General features: G+C 52.0%; 21 protein-coding genes, 1 tRNA gene and 1 pseudogene. 18 read left to right on the top strand and 5 right to left on the bottom strand.

Features of this window, described 5'->3' with window-relative positions:
- The first annotated feature begins 38 nt into the window (after positions 1-38).
- From K0A93_04205 to K0A93_04195, 3 genes and pseudogenes are all read left to right on the top strand, one after another.
- Positions 39-541: pseudogene (locus tag K0A93_04205) on the top strand (DUF4372 domain-containing protein).
- A 318-nt stretch (positions 542-859) separates the two neighbouring features.
- Entirely contained in the window at positions 860-1,150 is a 291-nt protein-coding gene (locus K0A93_04200; GenBank protein MBW6511308.1) for a Dabb family protein, read from the top strand.
- Positions 1,134-1,859: a PilZ domain-containing protein gene (locus K0A93_04195; protein ID MBW6511307.1), complete on the top strand. Its 726-nt coding sequence runs from the start codon at positions 1,134-1,136 to the stop codon at positions 1,857-1,859. Before K0A93_04200 ends, K0A93_04195 begins: the two co-directional genes overlap by 17 nt.
- A 63-nt stretch (positions 1,860-1,922) precedes the next feature.
- Here K0A93_04195 and K0A93_04190 read toward each other — a convergent pair whose 3' ends face one another.
- Positions 1,923-2,399 carry a hypothetical protein gene (locus K0A93_04190; GenBank protein MBW6511306.1) on the bottom strand — a complete coding sequence of 159 codons (477 nt, stop codon included), beginning with the start codon at positions 2,397-2,399 and terminating at the stop codon, positions 1,923-1,925.
- 327 nt (positions 2,400-2,726) lie between these two features.
- Positions 2,727-3,527: a CBS domain-containing protein gene (locus K0A93_04185; GenBank protein ID MBW6511305.1), complete on the bottom strand. Its 801-nt coding sequence runs from the start codon at positions 3,525-3,527 to the stop codon at positions 2,727-2,729.
- Positions 3,528-3,928: 401 nt separating this feature from the next.
- Between K0A93_04185 and K0A93_04180 the strand changes: the two genes are divergently transcribed.
- The gene (locus K0A93_04180; protein ID MBW6511304.1) at positions 3,929-4,288 is read left to right on the top strand and encodes a hypothetical protein; all 360 of its coding nucleotides are present in this window, start codon (positions 3,929-3,931) and stop codon (positions 4,286-4,288) included.
- Positions 4,289-4,386: 98 nt separating this feature from the next.
- On the opposite strand, the gene K0A93_04175 is transcribed toward K0A93_04180, so the two are convergent.
- The gene (locus K0A93_04175; GenBank protein MBW6511303.1) at positions 4,387-4,938 is read right to left on the bottom strand and encodes a Spy/CpxP family protein refolding chaperone; all 552 of its coding nucleotides are present in this window, start codon (positions 4,936-4,938) and stop codon (positions 4,387-4,389) included.
- A 192-nt stretch (positions 4,939-5,130) separates the two neighbouring features.
- Between K0A93_04175 and K0A93_04170 the strand changes: the two genes are divergently transcribed.
- The 14 genes from K0A93_04170 (at position 5,131) to K0A93_04105 (ending at position 14,055) form a co-directional block, all read left to right on the top strand.
- Positions 5,131-5,847 carry a response regulator transcription factor gene (locus tag K0A93_04170; GenBank protein ID MBW6511302.1) on the top strand — a complete coding sequence of 239 codons (717 nt, stop codon included), beginning with the start codon at positions 5,131-5,133 and terminating at the stop codon, positions 5,845-5,847.
- A gap of 11 nt (positions 5,848-5,858) precedes the next feature.
- The gene (locus tag K0A93_04165; GenBank protein MBW6511301.1) at positions 5,859-7,187 is read left to right on the top strand and encodes a HAMP domain-containing protein; all 1,329 of its coding nucleotides are present in this window, start codon (positions 5,859-5,861) and stop codon (positions 7,185-7,187) included.
- A 161-nt stretch (positions 7,188-7,348) separates the two neighbouring features.
- Positions 7,349-7,846, top strand: a complete 498-nt coding sequence (locus K0A93_04160; protein MBW6511300.1) for a roadblock/LC7 domain-containing protein — start codon at positions 7,349-7,351, stop codon at positions 7,844-7,846.
- 11 nt (positions 7,847-7,857) lie between these two features.
- Complete coding sequence (locus K0A93_04155) at positions 7,858-8,445, top strand: gliding-motility protein MglA (protein MBW6511299.1); 588 nt, start codon at positions 7,858-7,860, stop codon at positions 8,443-8,445.
- Between the two features lie 54 nt (positions 8,446-8,499).
- Positions 8,500-8,575: transfer RNA gene (locus tag K0A93_04150), tRNA-Asn, on the top strand.
- A 299-nt stretch (positions 8,576-8,874) separates the two neighbouring features.
- A complete protein-coding gene (locus tag K0A93_04145; protein ID MBW6511298.1) occupies positions 8,875-9,207 on the top strand; it encodes a metalloregulator ArsR/SmtB family transcription factor in 333 nt (110 codons plus the stop codon).
- A 56-nt stretch (positions 9,208-9,263) separates the two neighbouring features.
- Positions 9,264-10,583, top strand: coding sequence for a permease (locus K0A93_04140; protein ID MBW6511297.1), 1,320 nt, complete (start codon positions 9,264-9,266; stop codon positions 10,581-10,583).
- A gap of 97 nt (positions 10,584-10,680) precedes the next feature.
- A complete protein-coding gene (locus K0A93_04135; protein ID MBW6511296.1) occupies positions 10,681-10,914 on the top strand; it encodes a TM0996/MTH895 family glutaredoxin-like protein in 234 nt (77 codons plus the stop codon).
- Positions 10,915-10,917: 3 nt separating this feature from the next.
- Positions 10,918-11,280 carry a thioredoxin family protein gene (locus K0A93_04130; protein MBW6511295.1) on the top strand — a complete coding sequence of 121 codons (363 nt, stop codon included), beginning with the start codon at positions 10,918-10,920 and terminating at the stop codon, positions 11,278-11,280.
- Positions 11,277-11,978, top strand: a complete 702-nt coding sequence (locus K0A93_04125; protein MBW6511294.1) for a cytochrome c biogenesis protein CcdA — start codon at positions 11,277-11,279, stop codon at positions 11,976-11,978. Before K0A93_04130 ends, K0A93_04125 begins: the two co-directional genes overlap by 4 nt.
- A gap of 863 nt (positions 11,979-12,841) precedes the next feature.
- On the top strand, positions 12,842-13,063 hold the full coding sequence (locus K0A93_04120; protein MBW6511293.1) for a ParD-like family protein: 222 nt from the start codon (positions 12,842-12,844) through the stop codon (positions 13,061-13,063).
- Positions 13,056-13,346 (top strand): type II toxin-antitoxin system RelE/ParE family toxin, encoded by a 291-nt coding sequence (locus tag K0A93_04115; protein ID MBW6511292.1) that lies wholly within the window; start codon positions 13,056-13,058, stop codon positions 13,344-13,346. The genes K0A93_04120 and K0A93_04115 overlap by 8 nt, the downstream gene beginning before the upstream one ends.
- A 116-nt stretch (positions 13,347-13,462) precedes the next feature.
- Positions 13,463-13,657 carry a type II toxin-antitoxin system VapB family antitoxin gene (locus tag K0A93_04110; protein ID MBW6511291.1) on the top strand — a complete coding sequence of 65 codons (195 nt, stop codon included), beginning with the start codon at positions 13,463-13,465 and terminating at the stop codon, positions 13,655-13,657.
- The gene (locus K0A93_04105) at positions 13,654-14,055 is read left to right on the top strand and encodes a PIN domain nuclease (protein ID MBW6511290.1); all 402 of its coding nucleotides are present in this window, start codon (positions 13,654-13,656) and stop codon (positions 14,053-14,055) included. The genes K0A93_04110 and K0A93_04105 overlap by 4 nt, the downstream gene beginning before the upstream one ends.
- A gap of 299 nt (positions 14,056-14,354) precedes the next feature.
- Here the strand turns inward: K0A93_04105 and K0A93_04100 are convergent, their stop codons facing one another.
- Both K0A93_04100 and K0A93_04095 read right to left on the bottom strand, forming a co-directional pair.
- The gene (locus K0A93_04100) at positions 14,355-14,795 is read right to left on the bottom strand and encodes a PH domain-containing protein (GenBank protein MBW6511289.1); all 441 of its coding nucleotides are present in this window, start codon (positions 14,793-14,795) and stop codon (positions 14,355-14,357) included.
- A gap of 475 nt (positions 14,796-15,270) precedes the next feature.
- Positions 15,271-15,739 (bottom strand): AMP-binding protein (locus K0A93_04095; protein MBW6511288.1); only part of this gene is annotated, 469 nt, incomplete at its 5' end.

The raw sequence follows: 15,739 nt of genomic DNA, 5'->3' as shown, positions 1-15,739 counted from the left end.
GTAAGGTGACCCCTCTCTACTCTTTCCTGGAGGGGGCTATGAATTCAGGGCAAACGGTGTTCCGACAATTATTGCAGTTTCTGCCACGACACGATTTCAATCTGTGTGTCCGTCGGTATCAAGGCGATTACAAGGCCAGAAGCTTTGCGACCTTTGAACTTTTTCTGTGTCTGGTCTACGCACACATAGCTGGTCGTGAAAACTTCCGCAATATTGGAACCTGCCTGAACTCTCATCGGGAGAAGCTGTCTCCCCTTGGCTTGCGTGGGGCTGTTTCACGCTCCACGCTCCACTTTGGCCGATGCCAACAAACGCAAGGATTAGCGCATCGTCCAGGCCTTTGGCCTGGTTCTGATTCGGATCGCCCAAAAACCCTATCAACAATTTTACCGTGTCAGCGACCACCGTTGCCGAAATTGACAAACAACGCTGGCAGGTCGAACTGTTTTTTAAGTGGATCAAAGGCCACCTGCGGATCAAGTCGTTTTATGACACATCTACCAACGCCGCAAAAAGCCTGATATGGGGCGCCTTGAGCATTGCTGATGCGGTATAGCAATGAACGTTCCAGATATTGATACATCGGATTTAAATTATCCAACAGTGTGATTCGTGTGACGTAACCGGCTGACTTATAATGATAATCTCTTGTGCAATTTTTAATTGCGGAGTTCAATAACAAGTGCAGAGTTCCCGTGGATTGTAATAAGTTCAACGTTTTACGGTTGTCTGGTTCATCTGCACTGTCACAGTTATGTGCCATCGGTGTGACATATGTGCTCATCGGGATGTTGATGAATGCTTGACCGGGCCAGTGATTTGGGCGATATTCAGAAAAAATTCGAAAGGTGAACCGATTATGCTTAAACATCTGGTGTTTTTTAAATTTAATGACACGGTCAGTGAAAGCGACATTTGCGGCCTGCAACAAAGCCTCAGTGCCCTGCCTGGTGTTATCGAGGAAATTCGCGCGTTTGAAGTCGGGCGCGATATCGTTCGTTCCGAGCGCTCGTACGATCTGGCGCTGGTTTCAGCTTTTGCCGACCGCGACGCCTTGCATCGTTATCAGCTGCATCCCGCCCATCAAGCAGTCATCGTCAAAGTCAAGCAGCTGTGCAGCAGCGTCGTCGCGGTTGACTACGCGTGCTGAGCTGGCCTTCTGCGGAACAAGTGGCGGCATGACAATTCTTCTGGTCGATGAATCGAAATTTTTTCTGACCATTGAAGCGCAAATGCTCAAGAATACTCCGTGCAAGCTGATTGAGGCGGGAGGGGTGGAAGAGATGTTTGCGGTTTGTCGGCAGCAGCGCCCGGAACTGATCTATCTCGCGGCAAGCCTCACTGCGGTTGACGGGATTGAAGGATGCCGACGGCTGAAGGCTGATGCGCAGCTGCGGTCGATTCCGGTCGTGCTGATTTGCGAACCCGGCAAGCCGGAGCAGCTGGCGACGGCACAGGCGGCCGGGTGTGACGCCACGCTGGCCAAACCCCTTGACCGGAACAGTTTTCTCGATGTCGGCAGTCGTTTTGTCGCGCAGATTCGTGAACCGCGCCGGTCTTGTCTCTTTGAGGTTGACTACCGTTGGCGTGATTTACATCTGTGCGGAAAATGTCTTGATATTAACAGTGGTGGATTATTTTTGCAGGGGCCGGATGCAGTTACGGCAGGAGACATGCTCAGTATCGAATTTTCATTACCGAAAGACGGCGGCGCCCCGATTGGCTGTTCGGCGCAGGTGGCCTGGGTTAACCTGCGCGAAAAACCGTTAAAAGCACACTATCCTCTTGGTTTCGGTATAAAATTTACAAATATAACGCCGCACGATATGAAGCGTATCCGTGCTTTCCTGAAAGGGTGATACGCCGTTGTTGCCATCTAATTCTTTTTTGCGAGTGCCTCTTGCTTGATTTCCGGCAAGAATTTAATAGAAATAGTGACGATGGCGAATCAGTCGGCTGAGGCTTTCGGAACACATGATTTTTGCGTTGAGACAACCAACGCGCTGGCAGATGCCGACACATTCAGAAAAATCCGCCTTGCGGCTGGTAAAGATCGCGACCAGATCCGCCCCGCAGGAGCAGGTGTCGTAGACAGGCAGCGGTTCCAGACAGGTCGGACAGCAGATCTTGATCAGTTCGTCGGCAACATAATTGAAGTTGAAAAAAGTACGACTCAGGTCGCCAATGACCGGACTGAGCGTCAGCTGCCCCTTCGACAGGCTGCTGACAAGTTTAAGTGAAATCCCCTTGTAATCACCGAATTTTGACAGATTATCGATCAGGCTGTGTTTATTGTGACAGAAACACTCGGTGATCACGCGCGGTTCCGGAGCGCCCTTTTCCCCGGGGTTTTTCACTGGTGCACCGGTTTTATCGCTACTCTTTTTCAGTAATCCCATCGCTCACAGCCTCCTCTGGACGCCTCAAACAGAACGTGAAATCAGCCTCTACATGATAACATGATCTGCCACTAATGCTAGCAGCCTGTCGGACTATCCATGAGCCGGCTGCAAATCCGGCTGTTTGGCCCATATTTCAGCTCCTTTTTGGTCCATAGCTACGGCTATGCACCTGCAAATGAGCTAAAATCTGTTCTCAAATATCCAAATTTTCGCTTCGGTCCGTATAGTCCGACAGGCTGCTAGAAAATTCTTAAATATTGCGATGTTACAAAAAATAATTTTACTCGGAATAAAACCGGGGAAGGCTGATGGCAGATTCTGTGATCAAACGGGTTTTTGGATGGGTGCGGAAACTGGACAGCTCAGTCCCCGGCACAGCAGTGATTGGGTCAACAGTCCGGCGATTTTTTTGTCCTGATCCAGCACAACGAGGTGACGAAACTCTTCACGAGCCATCAGCTTAACCGCCTCGCGTGGAGATGCGGTTGTGGCAATGGTGGTCACCGGAATGCTCATGATGTCATCAACCCGCGTCGACCATAATTCCGGTTTTTCGGTCACCAGCCAAACCAGATCACGCTCGGTAATGATGCCCAGCGGCTCGTTGTTTTTCTGAATAACAACACAACTGAAATCATGCTCTGCCATTTCGTGCAGAACGCGCATGACGGAGGTGCCACGCTCAACAGTATAGACTGTTTTCGTCATAACCTTACTGACCGTGTCTGTCCCGAAGAAACAATCGTCATTAAAAACTACTTTAAGCAGGTCCGTCAACGACAGCATGCCAACCACATGGCAACCGTCATCGGAAACGACGAGGTGACGAATTTTATTATTACGCATGATTGCCAGAGCATCGCCCGGCGCCCGGTGTTGCTCAATGGTCAACACCGGTTGACTCATCAGGTCTCGCACCTCAAGCTTGCGTCCCGCAAGGATTTTGTCAGTGGCACGCAGGATATCTCGCTCGGTCAGGATCCCCACCGGAGTTTCACTCAAAAAAACGGGCACGCAACTGATTTTTTCATCACGCATCAGTTTCAGAACATCGAAAATCGGCGCATCGGGGACGACACCGCGAATATTGGTCGACAACAATTCATGGATTTGATGATGTGGCATTTTGCAAAAAAATTCCCGGAAAATTAGGTGGCGACAATGTTTATATAACAACGTTTTATTATTTGTCGTGTATAGTCCAGGATTATGACCGAGTCAACAGAAATATCACAAACTGCTCATAGGTGGTTTTTTGTAACAATTATGTTTTTTTAAAACTTGAATTCAGCTGTCACTTGCAATAAATTATCCTGCAAGTCGCCTTGTCAAATCATTACGCTCTCGCAAAAACTCATGGGATGGCTAAGCAAAAATTTCGTCCTACAAGGCCTGGTGGTTTTTCGGGGGCGAAGACCTACATCAGGTAGGTCGAGGTTCTGGATAATCAGTGTAACGCAGCAGGGCGGACTTTTTGCGACGCCATCAAATCATTACGCTATTCCTTTTGATCAGGGGGGTCATTTATGCAGCGAGCCAGATTTATTCGTCACGATGGACAAGAGATATTCGTGCTCGATTGCAGTGGTTGCGAGCCGCACGAAATAGAGCAGATTATTGACGAATGTGCCCGCCAGGTGAGAGCGCGCCCGGAAAAATCTGTGTTGACGATGACGATCGCCGGGGGCGCATCGTTTGACGGCAAAACCATTGAACGCATGAAAGAGTTGACGCAAGTGAATGCGCCCTACGTCAGAGCGGCAGCGGTGGTCGGCATTACCGGCCTGTACCGGGTGGTGCTCAATGCCGTGGTGATGTTCAGTCGGCGGAAATTTCACCTCTGCGACTCTGTCGAGGAAGCAAAGGCCTATTTGGCCAGCCAGTAAATTCGGGCGATGAAAAGCACTGCTTCCCTGGTGCCACCCCCCCCCACCCAAAAATGGAGTTTTAGCACCAGGGAAGGCGCCAGACAAAAGGACAAGAACTATCTCCGCCCGAAGCACGGTTCGCAATCAGCCCTTTTCTCGGGGCCGCGCCGCCCCTTTTTCCCCTCTTTCATCTTTGGTCGTAATTTTTTCGCCAGATCACGTTGTTCCGGAGTCAGGAGCGCATTAAGTGCGTGCCGAGTGCCGGCATGTGACACCATCAGCTCAATCCGTTGTTGCGCTTTTTCTGCGGCAACGGCACGGATTGCCTCTTCGTCGAAGGTGTCACCTTCGGTCAGAGTGCGCAATTTGTCGCGGTTTGCCGCCAGCTGCCGGTGGATATCGCGATTCGCATCCCGTTCCTTTGCAACGATCTGTTCAACCTCGGCGCGTTGTGCATCAGTCAAGTCCAGAACCTCGGCGAGGCGTTCAAAGCGCTGACCGGGGCCACGATCATTAAAGTTTTCGTCATCGATCGGCCTGTCGCAACCATCTTCACCGTGTTCAGCAGAATCGGCCTGCGCCGGAGACAGCGACGCAAAAGCCAAAAAACTGAACGCAACAACGAGCAATAACGCGGACCAGGGACGTACCAAAAAACGCTTGTTCATGTGAAGTCTCCTTTTGGCTTCGGGGATTGTTTATTTCCGTTTCATCAGCATACCCTGCCTCGGGGAAAATTGCTGTAAAGTTGCCGACCATAAGCGTAAAGTTTTGTTAAGCTGAAGCCGTCCCCTTTACGTTTCTTTACCGCACTTTCTGGCCGGATCGGTTAGTATGGGGAGCAACCGGAGAAGGTAAAAATGCTCAACAATCTACTGATAATCGATGACGATCACGAGCTCTGCGGCCTGCTGCGCGACTATCTGAGCGCCGAAGGGTTCAGCGTTGACGCGTGCCACAGCGGTCCCCTCGGTGTACGTCAGGCGCTGGAAAAATCATATGCGTTGATTATTCTTGATGTGATGTTGCCGGAGCTGAACGGTTTTGACGTGTTGCGGCGCATTCGTGAGAAATTGCACGTTCCGGTATTGATGCTCACCGCGCGGGGTGATGATATTGATCGCATTGTCGGACTGGAACTCGGTGCCGACGACTATCTGGCAAAACCGTTCAACCCTCGCGAACTGTTGGCCCGTATTCGCGCCATCCAGCGGCGGGCGGCGGGTGGCACCCCCCCTTTGTCGCCGACGCAGCTGTTGATTGTTGACGACATCTGTCTGGATCGCGCCACCCGCACGGTTCGGCGCAACCGACTTGAACTGTCACTCACCTCGGTAGAATTTGATTTGCTCGGCGAGTTGCTGGAGCACGCCGGAACGGTAGTAACGCGGGAGATGTTGACACGCAAAGTTCTCAATCGAGAGCTGAATCCTTTTGATCGCAGCGTCGATGTTCACGTCAGCAGCTTACGCAAAAAACTCGCGCGTCACGCCGACGGCAGAGAACGGATCCAGGCGATTCGTGGCAGCGGTTATCAGTATACCCGCTGCCACCAAACGCTCCCGGATCAGCCGTAAAAGCCCCGCCCATGCGCTCACTCTTCCTGAAAATATTCCTTTACTTCTGGCTGGCGATGACCCTGATCGGGGCAATCGGTATTTTGATCGCCCTTAACAGTGACCCCAACGCCATGCTTAATTTCCGGCAAGAGCAATTGTCGGCGGCTGGACAGACCTTGATCGACAGCTACCGGACAGAGGGAGTCAAGGCTCTTCACGACCAGCATCGGCGGGCACGCGATGAAAATCTGCCGCGCATGCTGCTGCTCAGTCGGGATGGGAAAAACCTGCTCCCCGGACGAACCCTGCCGCGCCATTTAGAGCAACTTGCCAGCAGAGCCATCGATCAGGGCGGCCCGGTGACTGATCGGGGACCGAGGGGAGCATGGGTTGTCATGCCGGTGGATAATTATCTGCTGGCCGCAGAACTCCCGCGCCGATCACGACTTGAACACCTGCTCAACCCCCGGCGGTTGGGCATACGCTTGTTGATTGCTTTTCTGGTCGCAGGTGGCGTCTGCTGGATGCTGGCGCGCTCGCTGACTGCACCATTAAGACGCTTGCGCGAAGCAACCAGAGAGATCGCTGCCGGGCAGTTGCAAACCCGCGTTGCCCCGGAGCTGAGAAAATGGGGGGGGGAAACCGGTGACCTGGCGATCGATTTCGATCACATGACCGAGCGCGTCGCAACACTGCTCAACAATCAGCAACGATTGTTGCGTGACATTTCGCATGAACTCCGTTCCCCCCTGGCGCGCCTCAACGTCGCCCTCGAACTGGCCCGTCGGCAAACCGCGGAGCTGGCGATTGCGCCGTTGAACCGGATCGAACTTGAAGCGGAACGCCTCAACATAATGATCGGACAACTGCTCACCCTGACGCAACTGGAAAGCGGTCAGGGGATTGGTCGGACAGAACCGGTTGCACTCGACATCCTGCTCGGTGAAATCGTTGCCGACGCGGCTTTCGAGGGACAGCACCTGACGCTCGATTGCAAAGCAGAACCGGCAACCGTCAACGGTTCGCTGGAGCTCCTCAGACAAGCACTGGAGAATATCGTGCGCAATGCTCTGCACCATGCCCCGGCGGGCAGTGAAGTTACAGTGCAACTGAAAGTCCGGCAAACGGATATCCACATCAGCATTCGCGATCAGGGGCCTGGTGTTCCCCCCGCCGCCCTGGGACGACTTTTTGATCCATTCTATCGGGTTGAGGAGGATCGCGCCCGACGCAGCGGCGGAAGTGGCATCGGCCTGGCGATCACGGAGCGCGCCGTAAAACTTCACGGCGGAAGCGTGACCGCGGAAAACATCCCCGGTGGGGGTTTTGAGGTGGTAGTCCTTCTTCCCCGTGCCTGACAATGAGCTGGTTTGCAAGGGAATTCCTTCGCGTGTCAGCCTCCTTGACGTAGCACAAATTGTTGGCTCCTGCCCGGCAAAAGATGATTATTAAGGTCTTGAATGTTCGTTGTGGAGGTGATATAAGGAACGTTCAATAATCAATCCATAAGGAGACCAGCATGCTGGGCCCGCAATCTTCATTCGTCATGTATGACGAAGAGCTCCAAAGAATTAATATCGTCATTGAACGATTGTTACGTGAAGCAAACGCCAAGGTTATTTTTCTGGTCGACAAGAACGGCCAGATGATTTCCGGCGTGGGTGAAACTGAACACCTCGACACCACCAGTCTGGCTTCTTTGACTGCAGGAAATATCGCGGCGACCGGGGGACTGGCAAAACTGATCGGTGAAAAGGAATTCTCGATCCTCTTTCACGAAGGAGAAAAAGACAATCTCCATATTTCGATCGTTGCACAGCGAGTGATTCTTGTCGTCATTTTTGATCAGCGCAGCTCACTCGGGCTGGTTCGTTTGCGGGTTCGCAAAGCAAGTGATGAATTGACCACGATTTTTGAAGATCTTGCTAAAAAGACTGCGGAAATTCAGGCATCTGGTGGGCACAACAGTCCCTTTGCCGAAATCACTGACGACGATATCGACAGTCTTTTCAGTTGACGGGGTAGAGCATGTCTTTCATCAATTACGCCTCACGCGAAATCAATTGCAAGATTGTTTATTACGGTCCTGGTCTGTGCGGTAAAACAACCAACCTTCAGCACATCTACCAAATGACCGATCCGGATGCCAAGGGGAAGATGATTTCTCTCGCGACCGAGACCGAACGGACCCTGTTCTTTGATTTCTTGCCGTTGGCGCTCGGTGAAATACGTGGATTTAAAACCCGATTTCACCTCTACACTGTTCCTGGTCAGGTTTTTTACGACGCTTCGCGAAAACTGATCCTCAAGGGGGTTGACGGCGTTGTTTTCGTCGCCGATGCGCAGGAAGAGCGACTTGACGCCAATATCGAGAGCATGGAAAACCTCAAGGTCAACCTGGAGGAGCAGGGGTATCAGCTTGAGAACCTGCCGTTCGTCATTCAATACAACAAATACGATCTGCCCAACGTCACACCCATCGAAGAATTACGCGAGCTGCTTAACCCGAACGGTGTCCCCGAATTCAAAGGGTGTGCAGTGACGGGTGAAGGGGTATTTGAAACGCTCAAGGAAGTTGCCAAACTGATTCTGATGGAACTTAAAAAAGGCGGTTAAAAAAGCTTGACACCACAAAGTGAATCTCCTATATTCCCTCCCTGTAAAATCTATTCCCTGATAGCTCAGTCGGTAGAGCAGCGGACTGTTAATCCGCGTGTCGTTGGTTCGAGTCCAACTCGGGGAGCCAAATATAAAAAGGAGTTAGCTTAATTGCTGACTCCTTTTTTATTTCACTTGAAGCAATTCCTTCATTTCTATCATTTCAGTGACTTAGAGGTTCGAGTCTAAGTCGGTCTAAAATTTATTAGCCGATCGCCACCTGCCTCAAGTTTTTGATGTCGCGCAATGGCGGCGCGCCGAACATGCGATTGTATTCTCGACTCTTCTGATCCGTTTTTTGTGGGAATCAACAGGCGGGCACTCAAGTCCCGCCTTGACATTCTTGGCTATTTGGCTATATTGCCAAATACTGAAAGGACATTCCTTATGGACCCAAACCGGAAAAACCACCTTGGCGCCCGCGCCCGGGTGCTGAAAGCCATGGCTCATCCGACCCGCCTCTTCATCATTGAGGAGCTGGAAAAGGAAGAACGCTGCGTCTGTGACCTGACCGAACAGATCGGGGCGGATGTTTCAACCGTTTCGAAACATCTCTCGGTTCTCAAGAAGGCGGGAATCGTCATCGACGACAAACGCGGGAACCAGGTCTTTTACCGCCTGCGTGTCCCCTGCATACTGAATTTTTTCGGTTGCGTGGAATCGGTGCTGGAATCGAGCGCCCGTGATCAGGCGGCATTGCTCAACGCTGTTTGTAAATAATTTTTTTTGCCTTACTATTTGGCGATGCAACCAAACAGTTTTCGTGGAGAAGTTTCATGATCTGGAAAAATGAGTGGAAACCTTTGCTGGGGATCATGGTTGTTTTCGTCACCTTCTATTATCTGCCGCTGGATTGGTTGCAGGAATCTCAGCGAGTCGAGAATGCTCTCTGGGAAGCGCTCCATTTGGCCACATGGTATGCCCAGGAACATGTTCTTCTCTGTCTGGTACCGGCTTTTTTTATTGCCGGTGCGGTCGGGGTTTTCGTCAGCCAGGCGGCGGTAATGAAATACCTTGGCCCGAAGGCGAACAAGCTGCTGGCTTACGGGGTCGCCGCGGTGTCGGGCAGCATTCTGGCGGTTTGTTCGTGCACCATCCTGCCATTGTTCGCCGGGATCTACCGCATGGGCGCAGGACTTGGCCCGGCGAGCGCATTCCTCTACTCCGGCCCGGCGATCAATATCCTCGCGATTGTTCTGACCGCCACCGTTCTCGGGCCTGAGATGGGGATCGCGCGTGCGGTTGGTGCGGTCAGTTTTTCGATCATCATCGGCCTGCTTATGCATCTGTTCTTCCGTAAGGAAGAGTTGGCCAAGGTCGCGGCGGCCGCAGCGATGCCGGAGCCGGAAGTGAAGCGCCCGCTCTGGCAGAATGCGCTGTTCTTCGCGTCGATGGTCGGGATTCTGGTCTTTGCCAACTGGGGAAAACCGGCAGACCCAAGCGGTCTCTGGCAGACGATTTACACCTCGAAGTGGGTGATGACCGGACTGTTTGCCCTGGCCCTGGCCGTTATTCTGGTCCTCTGGTTCAAGGTCAACCCGTGGTGGATGGGGGGTGTTGCCGCGCCGCCCCTGATTCTGGCCCTGCTCTTGCCCAGCCATCCCGAAGTGGCTTTTGTGGCGGCGACTATCGGCTTGACCGTTCTGCTGACATTCAGCCACGATGCTGACGGCGAATTGGAAGAGTGGTTCGATACCAGTTGGGATTTCGCTAAAAAGATCCTGCCGCTGCTGCTCTGGGGGGTGCTGATTGCCGGTGCCCTGCTCGGCAGACCCGACCACGAAGCACTGATCCCCTCGGGGTGGATTGCCGGACTGGTCGGCGGCAACTCCCTGTCGGCCAACCTGTTCGCTTCGGCGGTCGGTGCGTTCATGTATTTCGCCACCCTGACCGAGGTGCCGATCCTGCAAGGGCTCATCGGCGCTGGCATGGGCAAGGGCCCGGCGCTGGCGCTGCTACTCGCCGGTCCGGCGCTGAGTCTGCCGAACATGCTGGTCATCCGCAGCGTGATGGGGACGAAAAAGACGGTGGTTTTCGTTGTCCTGGTCATCGTCATGGCGACGATATCGGGGGTGATCTATGGCGCACTATTTTAGCCCGTAGGGGCGCCCCTTGCGGGTGCCCTGGGAAAACGTTCCGGGCAGGCGCAAGGCCTGCCCCGACAAATTCGACCCGAATCGAAGGAGGAAACGCATGAAAAAGATTCAGATTCTCGGCACCGGTTGTGCCAAATGTCAGAAGTTGGCGGAAAACACCAAACAGGCCGCCGACAACCTTGGACTTGATTATGAGCTGGAGAAGATCACCGAAATCAGCCAGATCATGGAATTTGGGATCATGACCACGCCCGGACTGGCGGTCGACGGCAAGGTGCTGATCGTTGGTAAGGTGCCAGGCCCTGCCGACATTGAAAAGCTGCTGAGGTAAGCGATGAAATTATTGTCGATCAATGCAATCGCTCTGTTGCTGCTGTTGTCGACCACCCACGCCTTCGCCGGAAACCTGCCCAAACTGGTCGATGTCGGCGCTGACAAGTGCATCCCCTGCATCAAAATGGCGCCGATTCTGGATCAGCTGCGAGAGGATTTCCGTGGCCAAATGGACGTGGTCTTCGTCGATGTCTGGAAGCAGCGCGAAGATGCCGCCAGCTATGGCGTGCGGATGATCCCGACACAGATTTTTTATGCGGCTGACGGCAGCGAGCTGTTCCGCCACACCGGGTTCTTCAGTCGCGCGGAGATTCTCGCTAAATGGCAGGAGTTGGGCTTCAAGTTCGGCACGCGCAAACCATGATCGAAACACTGATGGGTCAATTGAGCCAGGCGGTCTCCGGCGCACCGCTGGTCGCCCTGGCGGCAGCGGTCGGCTGGGGGGTGCTGAGCATCCTCCTCTCGCCATGCCATCTGGCGAGCATCCCGTTGATCGTCGGTTTTATCGATGAGCAGGGGCAGATGAGTAGCCGACGGGCGTTTGTTATCTCCAGCCTGTTTGCCGTCGGCATCCTGCTCTCGATTGCCCTGATCGGACTGCTCACCGCGCTGGCCGGGCGCATGCTCGGCGATCTCGGCCCCTGGGGGAACTGGCTGGTCGCGGGGATCTTTTTCCTCTTCGGCCTGCACCTCTGGGGGGTGATTCCCATCCCCTGGTCAGTACCGGGGCAGCTCGGCATGCAACGAAAAGGGCGGCTCGCCGCGCTGCTCCTCGGCCTGATTTTCGGCATCGCCCTGGGCCCCTGCACCTTCGCCTTTATGGGGCCGGTGATTGGCGTCGCCTTTGCCACGGCGAACGAAAGCCTGCTCTTCGCTACCAGCCTGATGCTCGCCTACGGGGTGGGACATTGCGCGGTGATCGTCTTTGCCGGGACTTTCACCGAAAAGGTTCAGCAGTATCTCAACTGGAACAAGAACTCACGCGGAGCGCTGGTTCTGAAGAAGGTCTGCGCCATGCTGGTCATCGCTGGTGGCATCTGGTTGATCTACACGGCAGTTTGAATCTTCATGAATCCAGGCCAGAATGATCCCCTTTGATGATTGATGTACTCGCAAAAACGAATTCATGTGCTTTGGCCTGTCACTTTATCCACGTTTGAACACAATCATTGAACCACATTCAAAGCGGCTTTTAAAGCTGACATATCGTTATTATTGCCTTTGTTTTCACTGATTATGAAGACTCCGAAGTGCTGTCGAAACCTAAACCGGCGGGTTTCGTCCCGCCAGCCGACATTCTTTTGCCCGGCAGCAAAAGGATGCAAAAGTGCCTGCGCTCGCAGCGGGCATGGTGGTCGCGTATCGCTGTGATTTTAATCAGGGGAGAACGAATGTCCAGATTTTACGGGTCTGCACCGGGACGGGGCCTTTCTTAAGCGGCCCCGTTGGCGTTGAAAATTGTTATAGCCGGGTTTCATGGCGGCTTCAATTCAGCACTCCCCGTTCACTACGAAGACGCCGACAGGCACGGGGCGAAAAGAACAGCCCCGTTAGACGCGGCAGATGTGCACCGACCGCGCCCCTCGTACACAGTTTCTTGAATTTCTCACTCTACGAACCCGACATGCTCCATGCAATGGCAGGCCCTTTTCTGCTTACTCTTTTGGGCCAGCAAAAGAGTGAGGCGGCAGCGGGCCGCGACCCGCGAAGTTGCTTTTAAGATTTCATTGAAGATTGAAACAAAAACCGGCGGGTTTCGTCCCGCCAGCCGACATCCAGAGACGCCAGCCTACGCCTCTCCCCTCTCAGAGCAACATTCCCCTTCGTCTCAAGAAATCAATACCCTTACTTCAAAGATCGACTTGCGACAATTGATGCAATGCGCTACAATTGCTGCAAGTTGATCGCAAAAAAAGGAGGTTCATATGTCTACAGCCAGTGTACGGCTTGACCAAGATTTAATTGAGAAAGCCACTATTATGGCAAAAGCGTTAAACCGTACAACGCCAAAGCAAATTGAGCACTGGGCTAAAATCGGTAAAATGATGGAAGATAATCCAGACCTGCCATATGAGTTCGTCAGACAGGCCATCATTGCAAAAGCCGAAAAAGAAGCCGGTAAGCTCGAGGAATACAACTTTGGCTAAAATTACCCAGGTCCTTCAAACACCAACCTTCAAAAAAGCGGTCAAGAAGCTCTACCAGAACCAAAAGAAGGATCTGGACAAGGCTGTTAAGGAGCTTATTGAAGATCCTCTTTTAGGTGAGCAGAAAAAGGGGGATTTGTCATTTCTGCGAGTTTACAAATTTAAAATGAATAAAAATCTCACCCTTCTCGGTTACAGTTACCAAGACGGAAAAATCACCCTTGAGTTAATGGCTATTGGTTCTCATGAAAATTTTTACCGAGATATCAAGAGCATTTACTGAACCCAACGTCGCTAATCAGGCGCGCGGTTTTTTGCGTCGGCTGAATTAGCCTTGTTATGTTTCTTTGACCATGCTAGAGTGTGTACAGTCTGAACCTAAATACACATAGGTGGCCTATGAGAACCAACATTGTTATTGATGATACGTTAATGGCTGATGCCCTCAAGGCCTCTGGGCTCAGCACAAAAAAAGAGGTAGTAGAACAAGGGCTTAAGCTTCTTGTACGACGAAGCCAACAGCAGGAAATTCGCAACCTGCGCGGCCGGATTAAATGGGAAGGCGATCTGGACGAAATGCGAGGCGGCAAATGATACTGGTCGATACCAGTGTTTGGATCGACTATCTTAATGGCGTTCTGAGCAAACATACCGACACGCTCGATTCCGGGATCGTCGAAGGAACTGTTGCTATGGGTGATCTGATTTTTCTCGAAATTCTTCAAGGCATACGGGACGACCGGGAGTACCGTAAGACTAAACAAACATTGATGATGCTGGACCGATTCCAGATGTTTGGCCAAGGCATGCCAGAGAAGTGTGCAGAGAACTACCGAGCGCTTCGCAAGAAGGGAATCACCATCCGCAAAACAATGGATGTCATCATCGCTACTTTCTGCATTGAGCGCCGGATGCCCCTGCTTTTCACAGACCGAGATTTCATTCCGTTTGTTGATCATCTGGGTCTGCTCTCAGCTCTACCGGAGACATAACACTGTTGATAAGTGAAAAATTCCCCCCTAATCTTTCCTATAGACTGGGCTGCTTTCTACTTACCACTCTATTAACAGTGAAAAAATAGAAACCAAAATCCATTTTTCATCCTTTTGATATTTTTCATGTTTTTTCATATTGACGACCAATCATGGCAAATCACCCTGGTATTTATCCGGGGTTGCCTGATTGCTTTAACGACAGCCCAAACAAAAAGAAATGGGACGTTGAACGTTAAGTTAGTTAGTTATTTAAGAGCGTCCCCCCTTCAAGAGCGTCCCCCCTTCACGGGTTAGGCTTACGCTGGCTGCGCGACGGGTTGAGGTTGTCCATTACTCTCTTGCGTGTCGACGAAAGCACGACGGAACTGAAGCGGGCTAGAGATGCCAGGGATTGGTGCTTGAGGAGTGCCTGCGCCAGAAACCACGATAGAGCCAAAATTAAAGATTCGACCAAGGATGCCTTGGTTGACCTGAATGCTTTCGATCTTATGGAGATTGATTTCTATTGTTGAGCGGCTAATCAAGCCAAACTTGGCGATAACTCGCTTGTTGGTGATTGCAAGCTCCGTTGTGAAATATTTGATTGCGGCGGCAATCCAGAACAGGAGGCCAAACCCGTATAACGCTAAAAATATTAGCCCGAGCAGCAGCAACGGCACAAGAGACCAGATACTGATCTTTCCCTGATGAACCACTTGCTCGCCTTTTGTCAGTGCGCCTTCAACGTAACTACCCATTTTTATTTCTCCTTGGTTGATGAAACGATTTGTGAAGCCTAACATTGTTGATAGATGGAAAATTTTCCACCTAATTCTTCCTATAGACTGGACTACTTTCTATTTACCACTCTATTAACAGTGAAAAATAGAAACCAAAATCCATTTTTTATTCTTTTGATATTTTCCATGTTTTCTCATATTGACGACCAATCATGGAAAATCACTCTGGTATTTGCCCGGGGTTGTCTGATTGCTTTAACAACATCCCCAACAAAAAAAACCGCCCATCGGTGCAGCCCGATAGAGCGGTTAGAAATACAATTTATGATCTCTGTCGAAAAGCTCTTGATTCATTTTGATTCCCCCTACCTGATTCCAAAAAATTAAAACATACCTTACGCTTATGCCCCTACCGTGTCAACAAACGTTCACACCTCTATTGCTTCGGTGGCAAAACAGTTCCGGGGTGAATCGTTACCCGCGCCTTATCATCTTAACAGCTGCTTTTACCAGAATCATCTGCTCCGGCGGCAAGCTTTTGCTCGGCCAGCTCGCGCAATTTATATTTTTGCACCTTGCCGCTGGCGGTCATCGGGAAGGCCTCGACAAAAAAGACATGTTTGGGGCGCTTGTACGAGGCGATGCGCGTCCGGGCGAAGTCCTGAACATCTTCTTCTCTCAGATCGGCGCCGGCTTTGCGAATCACAAACGCGGCGACCACCTCGCCGTATTTCTCATCCGGGAGACCGACCACCTGTGCGTCGAGCACCCCATCCAGAGTATACAAAAACTCTTCGATCTCACGCGGGTAGATATTCTCTCCGCCGCGGATGATCATGTCCTTGATCCGGCCGGTGATCCGGTAGTAGCCATCAGCGTCGACCACGGCCTGATCGCCTGAATGCAGCCAGCCGTCGGCATCGATTGCCTCGGCCGTCTGCTCAGGCATGTTGTAGTACCCC

Source organism: Desulfuromonadaceae bacterium, assembly GCA_019429445.1.
In the GTDB taxonomy this organism is placed as follows: Bacteria; Desulfobacterota; Desulfuromonadia; order Desulfuromonadales; family JAHYIW01; genus JAHYIW01.
Note: the sequence above shows the minus strand (reverse complement) of the source record. Positions and strands in the feature narration are given on the sequence as shown.

Coding starts and splice junctions, on each gene's coding strand:
- K0A93_04200 (MBW6511308.1), top strand. CDS start 860: ATGCTTAAACATCTGGTGTTTTTTAAATTTAATGACACGGTCAGTGAA.
- K0A93_04190 (MBW6511306.1), bottom strand. CDS start 2,399: ATGGGATTACTGAAAAAGAGTAGCGATAAAACCGGTGCACCAGTGAAA.
- K0A93_04185 (MBW6511305.1), bottom strand. CDS start 3,527: ATGCCACATCATCAAATCCATGAATTGTTGTCGACCAATATTCGCGGT.
- K0A93_04180 (MBW6511304.1), top strand. CDS start 3,929: ATGCAGCGAGCCAGATTTATTCGTCACGATGGACAAGAGATATTCGTG.
- K0A93_04175 (MBW6511303.1), bottom strand. CDS start 4,938: ATGAACAAGCGTTTTTTGGTACGTCCCTGGTCCGCGTTATTGCTCGTT.
- K0A93_04170 (MBW6511302.1), top strand. CDS start 5,131: ATGCTCAACAATCTACTGATAATCGATGACGATCACGAGCTCTGCGGC.
- K0A93_04165 (MBW6511301.1), top strand. CDS start 5,859: ATGCGCTCACTCTTCCTGAAAATATTCCTTTACTTCTGGCTGGCGATG.
- K0A93_04160 (MBW6511300.1), top strand. CDS start 7,349: ATGCTGGGCCCGCAATCTTCATTCGTCATGTATGACGAAGAGCTCCAA.
- K0A93_04155 (MBW6511299.1), top strand. CDS start 7,858: ATGTCTTTCATCAATTACGCCTCACGCGAAATCAATTGCAAGATTGTT.
- K0A93_04145 (MBW6511298.1), top strand. CDS start 8,875: ATGGACCCAAACCGGAAAAACCACCTTGGCGCCCGCGCCCGGGTGCTG.
- K0A93_04140 (MBW6511297.1), top strand. CDS start 9,264: ATGATCTGGAAAAATGAGTGGAAACCTTTGCTGGGGATCATGGTTGTT.
- K0A93_04135 (MBW6511296.1), top strand. CDS start 10,681: ATGAAAAAGATTCAGATTCTCGGCACCGGTTGTGCCAAATGTCAGAAG.
- K0A93_04130 (MBW6511295.1), top strand. CDS start 10,918: ATGAAATTATTGTCGATCAATGCAATCGCTCTGTTGCTGCTGTTGTCG.
- K0A93_04125 (MBW6511294.1), top strand. CDS start 11,277: ATGATCGAAACACTGATGGGTCAATTGAGCCAGGCGGTCTCCGGCGCA.
- K0A93_04120 (MBW6511293.1), top strand. CDS start 12,842: ATGTCTACAGCCAGTGTACGGCTTGACCAAGATTTAATTGAGAAAGCC.
- K0A93_04110 (MBW6511291.1), top strand. CDS start 13,463: ATGAGAACCAACATTGTTATTGATGATACGTTAATGGCTGATGCCCTC.
- K0A93_04105 (MBW6511290.1), top strand. CDS start 13,654: ATGATACTGGTCGATACCAGTGTTTGGATCGACTATCTTAATGGCGTT.
- K0A93_04100 (MBW6511289.1), bottom strand. CDS start 14,795: ATGGGTAGTTACGTTGAAGGCGCACTGACAAAAGGCGAGCAAGTGGTT.